Genomic DNA, 17322 nt, shown 5'->3' on the forward strand with positions numbered 1-17322 from the left:
ACAGGTATCGGATCTCGAGTTGGACATTCGATCAGTAAACTAGAACGTGTTCTAGGAAATGGTCGTGTTCTTTGTGATCGATACCAGTCGGGTGCGCCCGATCACAGGCCCGGAACCAACGTGATCTGGGTCTATGACCACAGCCACACTTTGTGGTGTGTTTTTCCTAACTCCGTAGTAAGGTGCCTCAAGCGAAACAGTCGTCGGGGCGGGTAACCGGCGTCGAGAGGGGTAGCCAGTGCAAGTCACCAACGGTCCGGACGGGTCGGGGGCAATTAGTTCACCATCGAGAATGAGTGCCGCGGCGGACTGGACGAAGGCGTACTGGCAGGATCATCCCAAGCGGTCTCTCGAGACCTTCGGCCGACAGATCACGATGGGCTTCTCGGCGGTCGCGGAACTGTTCGTCGCCATCTTCCGTCGTCGCTTCCCGTTCGGTGAATTCGTGCGGCAGTGCGCATTCATGGCCAGCGTCGCAGCGGCCCCCACCTTGCTGGTCGCAATTCCGATCGGCGTCATCGTCTCCATTCAGGTCGGTTCGGTCGCGCAGCAGGTCGGCGCCACCTCCTTCATCGGCGCGGCCAACGGGCTGGGCATCATTCAGCAGGGTGCGCCGCTGGTCACCTCGCTGATGATCGCCGGCGCCGTCGGCTCGGCCATCTGCGCCGACCTCGGCTCTCGCACCATCCGCGAGGAGATCGACGCCATGAAGGTCATGGGTGTCGACCCGATGCGCCGGCTGGTGGCCCCCCGGCTCGGCGCCGCCATGCTGGTGTCGGTGCTGCTGTGTGGCTTCGTGATCTTCGTCGGCTTCCTGACCGGCTACATCTTCAACATCTTCGCCCAGAACGGCACCCCCGGCTCCTATATCGGCACATTCGCGTCGTTCGCGGTGACCAGCGATTTGCTGGTGGCGTTGATCAAATCGCTGATCTTCGGCCTGCTGGCCGCGATCATCGCGTGTGATTCGGGCTTGAACACTCGCGGCGGCCCGGGCGGTGTCGCGAACTCGGTCAACACCGCCGTGGTGCTGTCCGCGCTGATGCTGTTCGGCACGAATCTGATCATCACGCAGATCTACAACGCCCTGTTCCCCCCACAGATGGTTTGAGCCGGTGTCGTCAACTTATGTTCCGCCGCTACTGCGGCCTCTGCAGCGGATCCGCAGCTCCGCCGGCGCCCCGCGGGACTGGCTCGCGCGGGTCGGTCACCAGGTCTTCTTCTTCCTGCGCTCGATCGGCTCGATGCCGTTGGCGCTCAAGCACTATCCGAAGGAAGTCTGGCGGCTGCTCTCGGACGTCACCTGGGGTAACGGCAGCCTGATCGTCGGTGGTGGCACCATCGGCGTGGTTCTGATCCTCAGTGCCTTCGGCGGTATGACCGTCGCCATCCAGGGCTACACCTCGCTGAATCTGCTCGGCTTGAGCCCGCTGACCGGTGCGATTTCCGCCTTCGCGACCACGCGTGAACTCGGGCCCATGCTCGCCACCCTCGCATTCGCCGCACAGGCGGGCTGCCGCTTCACCGCCCAGCTGGGTTCGATGCGCATCGCCGAGGAGATCGACGCGCTGGAGTCGCAGGCGATCCGGCCGCTGCCCTATCTGGTCAGCACCCGGATGATCGCGGCGATGATCGCGATCGTGCCGCTGTACTGCCTGGCGCTGCCGGTCGCCTACCTGTCGTGTTCCATCACGGTCGGGTTCATCGGCGGCACGGCCTCGGGCACCTTCCAGCACTACTTCTATCAATTCCTGGTACCGCACGACGTGCTGTGGTCGTTGCTGAAAGCCATTCTCTTCGTGGCGATCACGACCTTCATCCAGTGCTACTACGGCTTCTTCGCCTCGGGTGGTCCCGAGGGCGTCGGTGTGGCCGCGGGCCGTGCGATCAAGCTCTGCATCATCGCGGTCGTCTTCGCCGACCTGTTCATGACGCTGGCCATCTGGGGCGTGAACCCGGGCATCAGGATCTCGGGATAGGAGGACCGGTGAATCACAATGCGAAGCCCGTTCGCCGGGCCGACCGGGTGCGGGTGTCCCGCATGGATACAGGGGCCTGAATATGATCATCGATCCGAGTGGCCGCGGACCGACGATGCGGCAGCTGCTCATCGCGGGCGTCTGCGGAATCGTCGTCATCGCCGCCGCGCTGACGCTGCTGATGGCCCGCTACAAGGGCTACATTCTCAACCCGAAGGTGGAGGTCACCGCCAATCTGACCACCACCGGTGACGGCCTGCCCGCGCAGGCCGACGTCAAGTTCCGCGGCGTGCTGGTCGGCGCGGTGAAGGATGTGTCGGTGGCCGCCAAGGGCGAGCTGCAGCAGGTGCACATCAATATGAAGCCGGACTACATCTCCGATATCCCGGCCAATGTCACCGCTCGCGTGGTCCCCAGCAACCTGTTCGCCGTCACCTCGGTCGAACTGGTCTACAACGGTCCCGACAACGCCTCGCTGAAGGCCGGTTCGCAGATCGCCGAGGACCACAGCCAGGGCACCATCGCGCTGCAGGACACGCTCACCACGGTCCGCACGATCCTGAACAAGATCGACCCCATGCAGCTGGGCCGGGTACTGAGCACCCTGTCCTATGCACTGGACGGCAGCGGCCGGGTACCCGGTTCCACCGTCGAGCGGCTGAACAACTGGTTCACCCAGGTCCGTGCCGCGGTGCCGGATCCGGAAGGCACGCTGAACGATTTCTCCGCCTCGTTCCACGCGCTCAACCAGTCCGCGCCGGATCTGATGACGACGCTGTCGGAATCGGTGAAGACCGCGCAGACCATCGCCGACAAGCGCAGCGAGCTGGCCGGCCTCATCACCGGCACCTCGGCGACCATCGACAAGGTCAACAACCTGTTCGCCCGCAACCCCGACGTCGGTAAGCAGCTGACCTCGGGCACCGGCGACATGTTCGGGGCGCTCACCCAGGACCCCGACGCGATCCCGCAGGCCATCGCGAACCTGAACGCGTCGGTCCGCAAGCTGAGCACCACCTTCCACTGGGGTCCGCAGCAGCAGATGATCTGGAACGCGGGCCTGACCTTCACGCCGTACAAGCCGTACGACCGGTCCGACTGCCCGCGCTACGGCGACATGGCGGGGCCGAGCTGTGGCACCGCCCCGGTGGTCTCCGATATCGGCCCGCCGACACCGGCGCTGAAGCCGCGCACGCTGGACGCGTCGCAGGGACTGCCGAAGCTGCCGCCGATGCCGGGCCTGCCCGCCATCCCGGGCGTCACGACCGGTGACACCGCGCAGACGGCAGCTCCGCAGCAGGCGCCCAAGCCGGGCAACCCGTTCGCCGGAACTCCGTTGGAGGGTCTGTTCCCGCAGCTGCCGGGCCTGCCGGGTGCGCCCGCGGCCCCCGCGCCGCAGCCGGCTCCGGCCGCTGCTCCGGCGTCGGACGGGCAGAAGCCCACTGCGGGGCCGATCGCCTACTACACCGGACGTGACGCGATGAGCGCGCTGCTCGGCCGGGATCCGACGACTGCCGAATATCTGCTGCTGAGCTCGATCCTGAGGGGTGGAACCTTGCAAGTTTCCGAAAGCGGTGCCAGCTGATGAGAGGAATTCGCAAACCGCTGATCGGGTTCGGTATCTTCGCCCTCGTCTCGGTCCTGGTAACCGTGGTCATCTGGAATACGCTGGCGCGCACCGTGAACGGATCCACCCACAGCTATTCGGCGATCTTCACCGATGTGCTGGGCCTACGGGAGGGCGACGACGTCCGGATGGCCGGCGTGCGCGTCGGCAAGGTCACCGACATCGAGGTCGAAGGACAGCACCAGGCCAAGGTGTCGTTCATCGTGCAGAGCGATCAGACCGTGTACGGCAACACCAAAGCCCTTGTCCGGTACCAGAATCTGATCGGCCAGCGCTATGTGGCGCTGGCGCCGGGCAACAAGGGCGACAATTCGGCGTTGCGCAACAACGCGACCATCCCGGTCGAGCGCACCGAGCCGTCGTTCGATATCTCGGGTCTGCTCAACGGTTTTCAGCCGCTGTTCGAAACCTTGCAACCTCAGCAGGTCAACGACCTGACCAACACCTTCATCCAGGCGCTGCAGGGCGACGGTGTTTCGCTGAGCTCGTTCATCACCCAGGCCGCCGCACTGGCCGGTGACTTCCAGCGACGCGACGTCATCCTGGCCGACGTGATCACCAAACTGTCGGGCGTGATGTCGGGACTGGCGAAACGAGGTGATGAATTGGAGACACTGGTGACCCAGACTCGCGCGCTGATCGGCGGGCTCTACGAGCAGGGACAATCCCTGCAGGCTTCGACCGTCCAGATCGCGAATGCCACTTCCTCTCTGGTGAATATGGTCGATCAGGTGCAGCCGAAGATCGCGGCCGCGCAGAACTCGAGCACCGCGGCGCTGACCATGCTGATCAACAACGGCTCCAAGCTGGACCAGGCCGCGATCGACCTGCCGGGCATTCTCGCCAACGTCGGCAAGTTCAGCTCCGACGGCGCCTACGCCAACGCGTATCTGTGCACGCTGGACGTCTCGCTGTACGGGGTGCTGTTGCCGCGAGGTCTGGTCAGCCAGATCGGCGGACCCAACCACTCGGCGGTGTGCCGCCCATGACGACCTTCGGTACGCGAATCAGGAATCGTTTCCAGAGCAACCGCTTCTTCTGGCTCGGCGTCATCGGCGCCGTCCTCATCGTGGTGCTGCTCGTGGTGTCCAGCAGTTACAAGAAACTGGGCGTCGGCACCAAGGACGTGCAGGCGGAATTCGTGCAGACGGCCGGAGTCCAGACCGGTGACAAGGTGAACGTCGCCGGTGTGCCGGTCGGCACGGTGGCCGGGGCGAAACTCGAGGGTGACCACGTGCTGATCACCCTGCACGTGAACAACGACGTGAAGCTCGGCCCCGACGCCCGCGCCTCCATCAAGATGGCCACGCTGCTGGGTGCGCGCTACGTCGATCTCGACCCGGGCAACGGTAAGGGCTTGCCGGGCAACCGGATTCACAAGTCCAACACCAAGGTTCCCTACGACCTGGCCGACGTGGTGCAGATCGGCACCCCGAAGTTCGAGGCGCTCGACACCGAGAAGCTGGCCGAATCGCTGAAGGTGCTCGGCGACCAGATCGACGGTTCGCCGCAGCTGACCGCGCAGGCGCTCGACAGCGTCGGCGCGCTCGCCAAGACCATCAACGATCGGCGCGACCAGGTCGACGGTCTGCTCAAGGATCTGGACAAGGTCACCAAGATCCTCGGCGACAACCGCAACAGCCTGCTGCTGGTGATCACCCAGGGCGAGGCCATCGCCAGCCGGGTGATGGAACGCCAGGAGCTGCTCAAGCAACTGTTGAACAACACCGCGACCCTGACCAAGCAACTGCAGCAGATCGGCGCGGAGAACAACAACCAGCTCGGCCCGACCATCGAACAGCTGAACACCATGGCCCAGGGGCTGCAGAAGAACAAGGACAACCTGGACAAACTGTTGACGATCATGCCCGCGTCGCTGCGGCAGTTCAACAATGTGTTCGGCAACGGCCCCTACGGTGAGGTCGGTGTGCCGTGGCTGTTCCCGGACAACTGGTTGTGCTTCGCGCGAGTGATCGAGGGGTGCCAGGGATGATCCTGAACAAATGGCTGGCCCGCGCCACCAAGACGGTCGCGATCGGCGCGGCCGTACTGGTGGCCGGCAGCTGCGGTTCGGTGCAGAACGCGGTGGGCGGGTCGACCCACATCACCGCTGATTTCCGCAATATCGCCGGCGTGTTCGAGGGCAATCCGATCACCGTCCTGGGGCTCGAGGTCGGCAAGGTCGACAAGATCATCCCCAAGGGTGAGTTCGTCGAGGTGCACATGACGGTGAACCACGATGTGGACATCCCGAAGAATGTGACGGCGGCGATCGTGTCGCCCTCGATCGTGACCAATCGGCACATCGAGCTGACCCCGCGCTACACCGGCGGCCCCAAGCTGCCGGACAACACGCACCTCACGGTGCAGCAGACCCGCACCCCGGTCGAACTGGACACGATGATCAAAACCATCGACCAGTTCACCGCCGCGCTGAAGCCGGCGCCCGGCCAGAGCCAGGGACCACTGTCGGGCACGCTGCTCTACGACATGGTCAACGGCCAGGGTGAGCGGATACGCGACACGCTCAACGCGCTGTCGGGGGCGTTGAAGGTCGGCGTCGACAACAAGGACGCCATCTCGACCATCATCATCAAGCTCAACGAACTGACCTCGATGCTGGCCGACAACGACCAGTCGGTGCGCGAGTTCAGCAACAAGGTCACCCAGATGTCGTCGTTGCTGGCCGAGCAGGCGCCCGGTCTGCAGGCCACGCTGGATCAGCTCAACGACTTCCTGGCCAACACCAGCGGCGTGTTCAGCCAGTACCAGAGCCAGTTGTCGGAGAGCCTCACCGGGCTCACCAAGGTCACCGACCAGCTGCGGCAGAACGCGGCCGGCGTGGTCGAGACCGTCGACGTGGCGCCGCTGCTGCTGCAGAACCTGGACCGTTCGATGGACCGCAACCGCGGCTTCGTCCGCCTGCACGCGGTGCTCGGCACCGCACTGTCCGGCGAGATCGTCAGCCTGTTCTGTGAACGCATTCAGATGAGGGCCGACGGCTGCCGGACCGGCAAGATCGAGGATTTCGGACCCGACCTCGGGTTGTCCGCTGCACTGTTGGGACTGACGAAATGACGGTATCGACGCGCCTGCGGCGCACCTGGCTCGCACTCGGCGTCTCGGCGGCCGTGGCGGCCTCCGGCTGCGGTCTGACCGTGGAGAGTCTGCCGCTGCCCAAACCGGGGCAGTCCGGTGAGACCTATACCCTGCACGCGATTTTCGCCAACGCGCTCAACCTGCCCGATCAGGCCAAGGTCAAGATCGGTGGTTCCGATGTCGGTGTGGTCACCCACATCTCGACCAAGAACTATCAGGCCATCGTCGACATGAACGTCCGCAAGGACATCACGCTGCCGCGCGATTCCACCGCCGAACTGCGCCAGGCCACTCCGCTGGGCGATGTGTTCGTGGCGCTGTCGAAGCCGAAGTCCGACGAGACCACGCCGATGCTGAAGGACGGCGACACCATCGGCATCGACCACACCTCGGCCGGCGCCACCGTCGAGGAATTGCTGCTCTCGGTCTCGATGCTGTTCAACGGCGGCGGCGTGGCCGCGCTGACCAAGCTGACCTCGGAACTGGATTCGATCGTCGGCGGCCGGCCCGATCAGCTCGCGAGCCTGATCAAGCAGATGACGAGTGTGGTCACCACGTTGCATGCCAACAGCGAGCGCATCGACAGCACGCTCAACGGCTTCGACTCGCTGACCAACACCATCGAGGCCAATCACGACCAGCTGGGTCAGGTGGCGGATTCGCTGCCGCAGATGATCGGCGCCATCGCGGAGAACAACAAGCAGATCGGTGATCTGCTCGGCAAGATCTCCACCACCAGCGCGGCGCTCGGCGATTACGCCGATACCAGCCACGATCAGCTGGCGAGCCTGCTCGAGAACGTGCACAAGCTGATGGACGCGCTGTCGCGAGCCGGCAACGACCTCGGTCCGGCGCTGGACGCACTGCACGAGATCCGGCCGAAGGTCGACGCCTCGTTCAAGGGCAACACCCTCGCCGTCGCCGCGACCCTGACCCAGCTCGATATCGGCCTGCTCACCGACCCGCCGCACAGCAAGTTCTGGGATCTGCGCGATCTGCAGGACATGGCGGGCAGTCTGATCCAGGTGCTGCAGATCGTCTACGGCCGAGTGACAGGGGGCCACCGATGAGCTGGCTGCTGCGACACAAACTGCTGCTGTCCACGATCGGACTGGTGATCGCCTTCGTCGTGGGCGCGACGTATCTGGCGGTGAGCGTCATGCGGATCAATCCGCTGCGCAGCACCTATACGGTCACGGTCGCACTCGACCGCTCCGGCGGTCTGCAGCCGGGCAACGACGTCACGCTGCGCGGATTCCGCATCGGCAAGGTGAATTCGATCAAGCTGGCGAATCGCGGCGCCTCGATCGCGGCCGAGGCCCAGATCGATACCCGGTACAAGATTCCGAAGGCCACGCAGGTCGTCGTGCACGCCCTCTCGGCCGCCGGTGAGCAGTACATCGACTTCCAGCCCGAAAGCGACAAGGGTCCGTACCTCACCGACGGTTCGGTGATCCCGTTCGACCCGCAGAAGGTGCAGACCCCGACGCCTGTGTCGGCGGTGCTGGAGAACGCCAGCGGGTTCTTCGACCAGATCGACCCGGACCGGTTCAGCACCATCCTCACCGAATTCGACACCGCGCTCAGCGGCGGACCGGATCAGCTGCGGGACATGGTCGATGCGCTGAGCCTGGTGACGGCCGGTCTGGACAATCTGCTGCCGCAGACCACCAACCTGCTCACCAACCTGCGCACCATCGCGTCCACCACGTCGAACGCGCAGCCCGATCTGAGCACCCTGACGCAGAACTCGTCGACGTTGTTCACCCAGTTCAACAACGCCAACGACGAACTGCGCAAGGTGCTGGACCAGGCCCCGGCGCAGATGAAGTCGCTGGGCGCCACGCTGGACGAGACCACCGATCCGATCACCAGCCTCGCGACCAACTTCGTGGCCGTCACCAAGGCGGCGCAGCTGCGGCTGCCGGCGCTGCGGGCGCTGTTCCCGTCGCTGGTCGTCGGCAGTTCGGCGATGGGGGTGCCGGCCCACGACGGAGAGTTCTATACGATCCTCGATATCTGGCCGCGCCCGTTCTGCCAGTACTCGCACGCGCCGGTCGCACCGTATGTCGCGACCGACGGGACGTTCCCGAAGTACAACTATTGCACCAACGCACCTCCGGACCAGCAGATTCGTGGTTCGGCGAACGCGCCGCGGCCCGACGTTCCGAACAACGGAGCGCAGATGCCGTCGGGTGCCGATCCGAACGCTCGGACCCCGAAGCCGGTGCGGTAAGTAGAGTGGCCCGAAACATACGGCGTGGTTTCCACATGCCGGGAAGGTGACAGATCGATTCATGTCCGATGACGACACCGCCAAGGACAAGGCGAACAACGATGCCGAGTCGACCGAGAAGGTCGACGCGGCGCAAGACAGCACCGCCGCGGACGCAACGGTCAAGTTCGAGTCGGACTCGTCGGTTGCTGCCGCCAAGGGTGCCGATACCGCGAAGGCCGCCGACGCGGACGAAACGGTGAAGCTCAGGACCGCGGGCCCGACCTCGGCCGATGCGCCGGCCGTCGCGTCGGCGGCCCCGGCGCCGGCGAGCGCCCCTTCCTCCGGGAAGAGCACTCCGTGGGTTCCGATCGTTGCGGCTTTCGCTGCCGGTGTGCTGCTGGTGGCCGCGGTCACCGCGGTGGTGGTCTTCTATCTGAAGGCCGACAATCGCGAGGATCAGCTCTCCGCACGCGATGACTCGACCAAGGCGGCGTGCGATTTCGGCAAGGCCGTGGCCAGCTACGACTCGAAGGATCTCGACGCCTACTTCAAGAGCGTCAACGATCTTTCGACGGGTGAGTGGGGCAAGTTCTTCAGCGGCGCCTCGGACACGCTGAAGCAGGCCATGGTCAGCGTGCAGGCCAAGTCGAAGCTGGACGAGATCCACTGCGCGTGGGAATCCGGCAACGACAGCCAGGCCAACGTGGTGCTGGTGATCACCCAGGAGCAGACCAACCAGGCCGTTCCGCAGCCGGACAAGCTGACCATCCCGGGCGTGGCCCAGATGGAGAAGCACGACGGTAAGTGGCTGGTCGCGAAGTTCGACTCGCCGGTCACCAAGGGAATGGGTCCGTCCGGTCCGGCGCCGGGTGCGCAGGCGGCCCCGGGGACCAGCCCGCAGGCCAACGGCGGTGCGCAGCCCGCACCAGCTCCGCAGCCGGGTAACTGAATCCGGTTACAGCACAACACTTTCCGGCCCCGCGACAATTCCGTCGCGGGGCCGGAACGCGTTCGAGGGCCAATTCGGGCGGTGGAAACGGCAGGGTCCGGCGGCCGAGGCGGCAGCAACCGGGCGCCTCCGGCGGTGGGCCGACCCACCACCGCCGGAAGCCATTCGGTTGGTCTGACGCGTGCCCGGTCAGAAAAGGGTGAGGGCGTCCGCGGTTTCGGCTGTCGCGCGGCCGCGTTTCGGCCGGGACGCCGGCTTGTCGGTGACGACGACCGTCAGCGGCGTCGTCGCGGCGGTGTCGGACATGGTCTCGGCGACTGCGGCGGGGGGCCGAACCGCGGTCGGCAACGGCGGGAGATCGTCGATACCGTTCGGCGTCGCATCGGCCCGGCCCGCGGCGGCGCGGGCGGCCTCACCGGCGAGTTTGTCGGCCTGTTCGTTGTAGTAGTTGCCCACGTGCCCGCGCACCCAGCGGAACCGCACCGGCCCCGGGCGAGTGGCGATCGCGTGATCGATCCACTGGACGAGCTCCACATTCTTCACCGCGCTGCCGGTGGCGGTGCGCCAGCCGTTGAGCCGCCAGCTCGGTAGCCATTCCGACGCACATTTGATCGCGTACAGCGAATCGCTCTCGATGAACAGCGGTTCGGGACCGGGATGCGCCCGAATCGCCTCCAGAACCGCGCGTAGCTCGGCCACCTGGTTGGTGCCGGAGGCCGCGCCGGCGCTGGCCGAACTGCCCTGATGATTGACCCACGCCCAGCCGATGGCGCCGCCGGGATTGCGCAGGCAGGATCCGTCGGTGCTCACGATGATCATGACCGGTACCCTACGCAATCCGGCCGACAAGATCCGTGCCGTGGAATTCTTCGATTTCCCTGCGCAATTGCGTTTCGCTGCGCCGCACCGCCGCCTGGGCCAGCGCATCGATAGCCTTCGCGGCAGGACGGGCCAGCCAGCCGCGCGCCGGCGGGTAGTCCGCCTCCGAGGTCAGCACCGACCGGCCGTAGCCGAGCGGATCGAATCGCAGCGTCAGTGTGGCGAGCGCGGGTGCGGGTTCGAGCTCCTGCGACGACGCGGCGGAGTCCTGCGCAGGCGCCACCTTCCCCGGCCGGCGCCTGCGCAGGGTGTACCCGATGACCGCGTTGCGGCGGTATTCGGTGATCTCACAGTCGACCGTGGGATGCCACAGCCCGAGCCGGAACGTCGCCGCGTAGACCGCACCCGGTCCGTGGCCGGCCTCGCCGACCGGTTCGAACGCTGCGATGCCGAACATCCAATCCGGGACGAACAGATGGTTGTCGGTGTACGTGAATGCGACCTCCACCGGAGCCCCGACGTCGCTCGCGTACCTGATGTGGCCCATAGGCCCTCCCTGTTCCACGCTTGCCACAAAAATACTACAGAATTCCTTTTTATTAAACGGTTACCGGGGAATAACGTGCGCTCCGCACGTCGAGTGGCGGATAACCGCTGACGAGGACAAATGCGGCAAACGACCAGTACGTTTCGAGTGTGCTCGACGGGAGCGGGCACAGACGACAACCGGCCAGGCACCTTGACGGTACCCGGCCGGGAGGCTGTCGAAACGCTATGCCAGCGTGGAATCCGGTGGCGCTGTGGTCAACCCGGCTGCCGCGGTGGGCGAACCGGCTGCCGCCGTGGTCGCCGGGCCCACCGTCGGTTCCGCCGAATCGGTGCCGGCCGGGTCCGCGGGAATCGGCTGTGGATGGCGCGACGGCACCGGAGCCGGCCGCGCGTGCCGCTGGACCTGAACGTCGTGGCGGCCCAGCAGCGGATCGCTCATCGCGACGCTGAACTCACCACTGTGCACGTCGACGTCGGTACGGAACTCGGTCACCGCATTCGGTGCGGTGCCCGGCCGTTGGTCCGGGGAGCCGTTCGCGCCCAGTACCGACGGCACATTCGTGTCGACGGTGACGGCGAACGAATGCTGTTGTGTCCTGGACAGATTCGCCCCGACGTAGGTTTCGCCGACGAGGTTCAGGCGGCCCCCGACGCCGCCGGGACCGGTTGTCGCCGAGGATGTTTCGGTGTTCGGTGAGCGATCCGCCGGTTCGGGCACGAGACGTGCCGGCGTCGCCGCGGCGTCGGCCGCGAAGGCAGGCAGGCGGCGTGACGCCGCAGCCGCCGCCCACGAACCTGTGGTGGCCGGACCGGTGTTCGACGACGTGTCGGACCGGCGGGTGTCGGGCGCCGGGACGAGCGTGTCGCCTCGCTCGCCGGAGCCGATGACGGCCGGTAGGCCCGCGCCGCCGATCTGGTTGACGACATAGGTTCCGGCGGCGACGGTCAGGCCGATACTCGCCATTCCGGCGAGCACGACAGCGGTGTGTTGCAGAATTTGGCCGGTGGACCGGGACTGCGCGGACTGAGCCATAGCGGTGCGTCCTTCCCTCTCCCCTGGTTCCCCTCGTGGCCGACCCGCACCGTTGAAAGTCGTACGCACGTCCAGATTACTGCCTGGCGCAGGGGATTCCGAGGCCTGCGGTCAAGATCACAACAGCGGGCGTAGCGGCGTGAAAACCGCTGTTCACCCCATTCGGTCCGTGCCGGTACGCCGCCCGCCGCCGATCGGCGCGAAGGTTTGCGCCGGAGCGACGCCGGGTAACCCCAGCAAGCTGGCGAGCGTCAACTTCGAGCTGCGATCTCGAAGTCCTCCGGCCAACGGCGTCCGGTCGGCCACAAGCACGTCGCACCCTGAGTCGGCGCTCGCCCGCTCGAACCGGAAACTTTCAGGCGAATTGGCCGGCCTCGCGCCCCGATCCCGGGGGCCCGGCGAAGGCCTGTGCGATCGTCAGCCACTCCTCGGCGTCGGTTCCCGTCGCCACCAACGGCAGATCGTCACGATGCCGGCGCTGCGTCACCAGCAGGCAGAAGTCCAACGCCGAACCACTCACTCGCTGCGCGGCATCCTCGGGACCCCAGCTCCAGACCGCCCCGTCCGGTGCCGTGAGCTCGACGCGGAACTGTTCCGCGGGGGCCTGGCGGCCGTGCACGGTATAGGCGAAATCGCGGGTCCGCACGCCGATATGCGCGATATTGCGCAGGCGCGCCGTCGGCGTCCGCGCCGCGCCCAGCGCATCGGCGACGTCCTGACCATGGGCCCAGGTCTCCATCAACCGCGCGCTCACCATCGACATCGGGCTCATCGGCGGTCCGAACCAGGGTAACTTCGTGCCGGCGGGCACCGCGCGCAGCGCCTTCGCCAGACCGGCCCGGCCCCGGCGCCACCGCTCGAGCAGTTCGGGCGCCGGTGTGGTCGCCACCTCGGCGGCCGCGTCGTCGACGAAGGTCGCGATCTTCGTGGTCGCCGCGCGCAGCAACTCGGCGAAGGCCTCGGCATCGGTCGCCGCGATCGCCGACACCTCGTCGGTCCAGGTCAGATGGGCGATCTGGTGGGCGATGGTCCATCCCGGGGCCGGGGTCTCCCGCGCCCAGCCGACCGGATCCAGCGGCGCGACCAGCCGGTCCAGGTCCGCGCATTCGGCCTCGAAGTCGTCGAGCAGCGCCTCTAGGTCAGCCATGACCGAAAGCATGGCAACGCCCCGAAAAAAATGCAAGCATGCGTGCTTGTTTGTCACCAGCCGAAGATCAGCAGGTGCACGCCGCCCACGAGCAGGCCCAGTGCCGCGCCGTGCAGATACAGCAGCCAGGCGTCCTGTTCGACCGAGGCGTAGAACATCTCCATGAACTCACCGGGCGTGAGCTGCTTGAGTTTCCGCGCGGCGAATTCGTCGATCTTCTTGGCCTGGTCCAAGGCGAAGGCCTCGTCCTGCACCAGGCTCGGCGCCAGGCTCACCGCGGCCCCGGCGGCGCCGACCTGCAGGTTGTCGAACTGCCGCGCGCCGAAGGCGGCGCGCACCACCGAGCGCGTGGGTCCCAGCTGGGTGCGGATCTCGTCGGCGATCAGATGCTCCACGAGCTGACGGGTCTTGTCCCCGTTGGGTCCGTCCAGCAGTTCCGCCGCCAGATTCGGCAGGGTCAGCACCTGATAGGCCAGAATCTGGGCGAGGTCGTCGGCGGCCTGCGGTTGCCGCTTGGCCAGCAGCGCCTGCCGCCAGAGGTATTTGTAGCGCGGCTGCGGATCACCCGGCTCGAACACCATCTTGATGGCGATCATGTTCACGAGCACGCCGATGGTGGCAGCCGCGGCCAGTACCACCAGCCATCCCGGGAGCCAGCCGATCACCGGAATGTCGGAGTGGACATGCATGTACAGCGCCAGCAGGACGCCGAACGGAGCGCCGAGCAGGCCGATCCGCACCATGAACCGCAGCTCCGGCGCGGCGATCGTGGTGGTCAGATCCTCGAGGATCTCCGGATTGGCCTGCAGATAGCGGATGACGAAACTCTTGATGTCGATGAGGTGGTCGACATTGTCACCGAGTTGCTCGAATCCGCGCCGGCACAGTTTCGGCAGTTCGCGGTCGATGCGCTGATAGAGAATCTGTTTCGCCGGGCGCGGTACGGCTCGCCACAGTTCCGGATTCTCGCGGTACATCACATCGTCGACGATCTGCTGCAATTGTTCGTGCGCGCGGTCGGCGATGTAGTCGGCGATACCTTCCAGATCGAGTTCGTGGATGAAATCGCGCGGGCTGCCGATCCGCATGATCGCCATATCCACGCAGATGCTGGCCATCTTCTCCGCGCGAGCGGGGATGAAGCCCTGGAAGCCGAGTTGTCTACCGTCGCCGGAAAACGTCGGCAGCACCTGCACCCGGCGTGGGAAATAGGGATACAGCACCTGCAATCCCGGAATCCGGACGCCGCGAAATTGCAACGGCCAGAACAACATCAGCACGCCGGTCCAGTTGGTGAGCCAGCCGGCCACCGCGCTGAAGATCGGGAAGGTGATCAGATCCACGACGAATTTGGACTGTCCGGTCAGCTGTTCCCAATCGATGAACACACCGCCGGCGACTACCGCCATCGTGGATCCCCCTTGCGCCGTGCGGACTTGCGAGTTGACTGGGACCCCACATTCTCACCGGGACCAGAGCGTGTCAATGCGGCGGGGCGGCACTTGCCCTGGTCGGCGGGGCAAACGCACCCCGTTCAGGGGCGCAGGACGAGTCGAATCGGATTGCCCTGTTTGGTTTCCAGCGCCCGCACCGCGTCCGGGGCTTGCGAGAGCGGCAGCACCGCGCTGACCGAGCGGGCGAGATCGAGACGGTGCAGCCGCCGCAGCGTCACCAGTTCGGTGACGTGTTCGGGCTGCGAGCCGTAGTGTCCACGCAATTGCTGTTGGAAGAAGCTGAAACCGATGCCCCCGGTGATCGTGATCGGCTTGTCGGTCAGGCCGACCAGAACCAGTCGCCCACCCGGTCCCAGGCAGGTGACGGCCTGTTCGCGCACCGCCGCCACTCCGGCGAAATCGAAGGCGGCCGCCAAGCCGGCGCCCCCGGTCGCGGCGAAGATCTGTGCTCGCAGTTCGGGATCGGCCGGATCGACGGCCAGATCCGCACCGAAACTCAGCGCCCGTTCCCGCGCCGCCGGCAGCGGATCCACCGCCACGATCGGCGCCGCACCGACCATGCGCAGCAATTGCACCCCGTGGGCGCCGAGGCCGCCCACACCCCAGACGCCGACCGGTTCGGCGGGCCGTACCTGGGCGGTCGCCGTGATCGCGGCCCACGGCGTGGAGACCGCGTCGGGGATGAAGCAGGCCTGCTCGAAGGGCAGATCGTCGGGAATGGGTACGAGGGTGTCGACCCGGGCCAGGGTGTATTCCGCCCACCCGCCGTCGTAGTCGACTCCGCGGGTGAAGACCGCGCCGCCGCGTCGTTCGCCGGCCTGCAGCAGCACCCGATCTCCCACCTTCGCGCCCGTCACATCCGGCCCGAGTGCGTGGACGGTGCCCGCGACCTCGTGACCGAGCGTCACCACGTCACCGGAGAGCATTACCGGGGTCAGCGTCCCGTCGATGAGATGGACATCGGACAGGCAGACCCCCGCCGCTTCGACCTTGACCAGGACGTGATCGGGACCCGGCTCCGGCGTCGGCACGTCATCCAGTTCCAGTCGGCGCTGTGGTCCCAGGTGAAGGCGTACGGCCAGCATGTCGGGCTACTCCTCTGGATCGGGCGGGCGGACCCGCGGGCCCGGTCGAGTATCGCACCGTCATCGCGGCTTCGTTCGGAGTTGCGTACGGCAGGACTGCGGGCGCCGGGCGACTCTCCGGGCTTCGGGGATTGTGTGGGACTGCGAGTCCCATATATCCTCGAAGGACCACACCTGCTGGGTGTCGACCGCCGCCCGGGCCGCGCCTCGGCGGATGGGATCTAGGAGGCCCGATGAGCCACACTGCGAAGCCCGCTCGCGGGCCGAACGGGTGCGGGGGTCCCGCAGAGCACAGGAGACATCGATGACGCTGTCGAAATCCGTTCGTACCGACATATTCGGCCCGGACTACCGGGAAATGCTGGCGATCCTGTCCGAGGGATCGGTCCATCGCAATTTCGACCCCTATCTCGATATCGATTGGGATTCACCGGAGTTGGCGATCGATCCCGACGATCAGAGATGGGTGCTCTCGCCGGAGCTCGACCCGCTCGGCGGAACCGACTGGTACAAGTCGTTGCCGCTGGAGCGCAGGATCGAGATCGGAAAGTGGCGGACGGCCAACGTGATCAAGGTCGGCGCCGCATTCGAGAGCATTCTCATCCGCGGCATGATGCAGTACATCATGAAGCTCCCCAACGGATCTCCGGAGTTTCGCTACTGCCTGCACGAGATGACCGAAGAGTGCAATCACATCCAGATGTTCCAGGAGCTGATCAACCGGATCGGCGTGGACGTCCCGGGGATGCGCCCGCTGTTCCGCGTGCTGTCGCCCTTCATCGGCGTGGCCGGCGGCTACGCGCACGCCATCCTGTTCATCGGCATTCTCGGTGGTGAGGAGCCGATCGACCACTATCAGAAGGCGATCATCCGGGAGGGCGAGGCGATGCCCCCCGCGGTGCTGCGCACCATGCAGATCCACATCGCCGAGGAGGCCCGGCACATCTCCTTCGCCGGCGAGTTCCTGAAGGCGCATATCGAGCGGATGAGCCCGTTCGGTAAAGCCATGTGCGCCTTGACGTTTCCGATCACGATGCGCTGGCTGGCCGGTGAGATCATGGCGCCCCCGCGCTCGTTCGCGAAGGAATTCGACATTCCGCGCGAGGTCATCCGGGAGGCGTTCTGGGATGCCCCGCACGCGCGGCGGATCCTGTCCGGCTATTTCGGCGATATGCGCAAACTCGCCGACGAGCTGGGGTTGATGAATCCGGTGACCCGCAAGCTGTGGTCGCTGTTGCACGTCGACGGCGAACCGTCGCGGTATCGCGGTGAGCCCGAGCGGCGGAACGCGGCGGCCGCGGTGGCGGACCGGTTGCCCGTGGTCGGCTCCCTCGTCGGCTGGTTGGCGGCCTGACCTGCCGGG

16 protein-coding genes are annotated in these 17322 nt (G+C 66.1%); 10 read left to right on the forward strand and 6 right to left on the reverse strand.

The features are described 5' to 3' along the window. Positions 1 to 292: 292 nt before the first annotated feature. The 9 genes from NE2_RS11940 (at position 293) to NE2_RS11980 (ending at position 9872) form a co-directional block, all read left to right on the forward strand. Entirely contained in the window at positions 293 to 1111 is an 819-nt protein-coding gene (locus NE2_RS11940) for an MlaE family ABC transporter permease (protein ID WP_030514080.1), read from the forward strand. Between the two features lie 4 nt (positions 1112 to 1115). Continuing rightward, a complete protein-coding gene (locus NE2_RS11945) occupies positions 1116 to 1979 on the forward strand; it encodes an ABC transporter permease (RefSeq protein ID WP_030514081.1) in 864 nt (287 codons plus the stop codon). 82 nt (positions 1980 to 2061) lie between these two features. Beyond that, a complete protein-coding gene (locus NE2_RS11950) occupies positions 2062 to 3564 on the forward strand; it encodes an MlaD family protein (protein ID WP_063025991.1) in 1503 nt (500 codons plus the stop codon). Then, positions 3564 to 4595, forward strand: a complete 1032-nt coding sequence (locus tag NE2_RS11955) for an MCE family protein (RefSeq protein ID WP_063025992.1) — start codon at positions 3564 to 3566, stop codon at positions 4593 to 4595. Before NE2_RS11950 ends, NE2_RS11955 begins: the two co-directional genes overlap by 1 nt. Continuing rightward, the gene (locus NE2_RS11960; protein WP_063025993.1) at positions 4592 to 5599 is read left to right on the forward strand and encodes an MCE family protein; all 1008 of its coding nucleotides are present in this window, start codon (positions 4592 to 4594) and stop codon (positions 5597 to 5599) included. The genes NE2_RS11955 and NE2_RS11960 overlap by 4 nt, the downstream gene beginning before the upstream one ends. Next, on the forward strand, positions 5596 to 6684 hold the full coding sequence (locus tag NE2_RS11965) for an MCE family protein (protein ID WP_063017374.1): 1089 nt from the start codon (positions 5596 to 5598) through the stop codon (positions 6682 to 6684). Before NE2_RS11960 ends, NE2_RS11965 begins: the two co-directional genes overlap by 4 nt. Further along, positions 6681 to 7775, forward strand: coding sequence for an MCE family protein (locus NE2_RS11970; RefSeq protein ID WP_063025994.1), 1095 nt, complete (start codon positions 6681 to 6683; stop codon positions 7773 to 7775). Before NE2_RS11965 ends, NE2_RS11970 begins: the two co-directional genes overlap by 4 nt. After that, positions 7772 to 8941, forward strand: a complete 1170-nt coding sequence (locus tag NE2_RS11975) for an MlaD family protein (protein ID WP_063025995.1) — start codon at positions 7772 to 7774, stop codon at positions 8939 to 8941. Before NE2_RS11970 ends, NE2_RS11975 begins: the two co-directional genes overlap by 4 nt. Before the next feature lie 61 nt (positions 8942 to 9002). Then, the gene (locus NE2_RS11980) at positions 9003 to 9872 is read left to right on the forward strand and encodes a hypothetical protein (protein WP_063025996.1); all 870 of its coding nucleotides are present in this window, start codon (positions 9003 to 9005) and stop codon (positions 9870 to 9872) included. 189 nt (positions 9873 to 10061) lie between these two features. Here NE2_RS11980 and NE2_RS11985 read toward each other — a convergent pair whose 3' ends face one another. From NE2_RS11985 to NE2_RS12010, 6 genes are all read right to left on the reverse strand, one after another. Further along, positions 10062 to 10691: a ribonuclease H family protein gene (locus tag NE2_RS11985; RefSeq protein WP_063025997.1), complete on the reverse strand. Its 630-nt coding sequence runs from the start codon at positions 10689 to 10691 to the stop codon at positions 10062 to 10064. 10 nt (positions 10692 to 10701) lie between these two features. Continuing rightward, complete coding sequence (locus NE2_RS11990) at positions 10702 to 11238, reverse strand: SRPBCC family protein (protein ID WP_063025998.1); 537 nt, start codon at positions 11236 to 11238, stop codon at positions 10702 to 10704. A 225-nt stretch (positions 11239 to 11463) separates the two neighbouring features. Further along, on the reverse strand, positions 11464 to 12273 hold the full coding sequence (locus tag NE2_RS11995) for a hypothetical protein (RefSeq protein ID WP_063025999.1): 810 nt from the start codon (positions 12271 to 12273) through the stop codon (positions 11464 to 11466). A 355-nt stretch (positions 12274 to 12628) separates the two neighbouring features. Beyond that, a complete protein-coding gene (locus NE2_RS12000; RefSeq protein WP_063026000.1) occupies positions 12629 to 13420 on the reverse strand; it encodes a TIGR03084 family metal-binding protein in 792 nt (263 codons plus the stop codon). A gap of 53 nt (positions 13421 to 13473) precedes the next feature. Continuing rightward, positions 13474 to 14829, reverse strand: coding sequence for a DUF445 domain-containing protein (locus NE2_RS12005; RefSeq protein ID WP_063026001.1), 1356 nt, complete (start codon positions 14827 to 14829; stop codon positions 13474 to 13476). 125 nt (positions 14830 to 14954) lie between these two features. Continuing rightward, positions 14955 to 15959, reverse strand: a complete 1005-nt coding sequence (locus tag NE2_RS12010; protein WP_063026002.1) for a zinc-binding dehydrogenase — start codon at positions 15957 to 15959, stop codon at positions 14955 to 14957. A gap of 304 nt (positions 15960 to 16263) precedes the next feature. Here NE2_RS12010 and NE2_RS12015 point away from each other — a divergent pair, with 304 nt between their 5' ends. Next, positions 16264 to 17313: an AurF N-oxygenase family protein gene (locus NE2_RS12015; protein WP_063026003.1), complete on the forward strand. Its 1050-nt coding sequence runs from the start codon at positions 16264 to 16266 to the stop codon at positions 17311 to 17313. Positions 17314 to 17322: the final 9 nt, after the last annotated feature.

Source organism: Nocardia elegans NBRC 108235 (genome assembly GCF_001612845.1).
GTDB lineage: Bacteria > Actinomycetota > Actinomycetes > Mycobacteriales > Mycobacteriaceae > Nocardia > Nocardia nova.

Bases quoted from the DNA above. Each gene is read 5' to 3' on its own strand.
- NE2_RS11990 (WP_063025998.1), bottom strand. From the start codon at position 11,238: ATGGGCCACATCAGGTACGCGAGCGACGTCGGGGCTCCGGTGGAGGTC.
- NE2_RS11950 (WP_063025991.1), top strand. From the start codon at position 2,062: ATGATCATCGATCCGAGTGGCCGCGGACCGACGATGCGGCAGCTGCTC.
- NE2_RS11940 (WP_030514080.1), top strand. From the start codon at position 293: ATGAGTGCCGCGGCGGACTGGACGAAGGCGTACTGGCAGGATCATCCC.
- NE2_RS11985 (WP_063025997.1), bottom strand. From the start codon at position 10,691: ATGATCATCGTGAGCACCGACGGATCCTGCCTGCGCAATCCCGGCGGC.
- NE2_RS12000 (WP_063026000.1), bottom strand. From the start codon at position 13,420: ATGGCTGACCTAGAGGCGCTGCTCGACGACTTCGAGGCCGAATGCGCG.
- NE2_RS11975 (WP_063025995.1), top strand. From the start codon at position 7,772: ATGAGCTGGCTGCTGCGACACAAACTGCTGCTGTCCACGATCGGACTG.
- NE2_RS11965 (WP_063017374.1), top strand. From the start codon at position 5,596: ATGATCCTGAACAAATGGCTGGCCCGCGCCACCAAGACGGTCGCGATC.
- NE2_RS11980 (WP_063025996.1), top strand. From the start codon at position 9,003: ATGTCCGATGACGACACCGCCAAGGACAAGGCGAACAACGATGCCGAG.
- NE2_RS11955 (WP_063025992.1), top strand. From the start codon at position 3,564: ATGAGAGGAATTCGCAAACCGCTGATCGGGTTCGGTATCTTCGCCCTC.
- NE2_RS11960 (WP_063025993.1), top strand. From the start codon at position 4,592: ATGACGACCTTCGGTACGCGAATCAGGAATCGTTTCCAGAGCAACCGC.
- NE2_RS12010 (WP_063026002.1), bottom strand. From the start codon at position 15,959: ATGCTGGCCGTACGCCTTCACCTGGGACCACAGCGCCGACTGGAACTG.
- NE2_RS11970 (WP_063025994.1), top strand. From the start codon at position 6,681: ATGACGGTATCGACGCGCCTGCGGCGCACCTGGCTCGCACTCGGCGTC.
- NE2_RS12015 (WP_063026003.1), top strand. From the start codon at position 16,264: ATGACGCTGTCGAAATCCGTTCGTACCGACATATTCGGCCCGGACTAC.
- NE2_RS11995 (WP_063025999.1), bottom strand. From the start codon at position 12,273: ATGGCTCAGTCCGCGCAGTCCCGGTCCACCGGCCAAATTCTGCAACAC.
- NE2_RS12005 (WP_063026001.1), bottom strand. From the start codon at position 14,829: ATGGCGGTAGTCGCCGGCGGTGTGTTCATCGATTGGGAACAGCTGACC.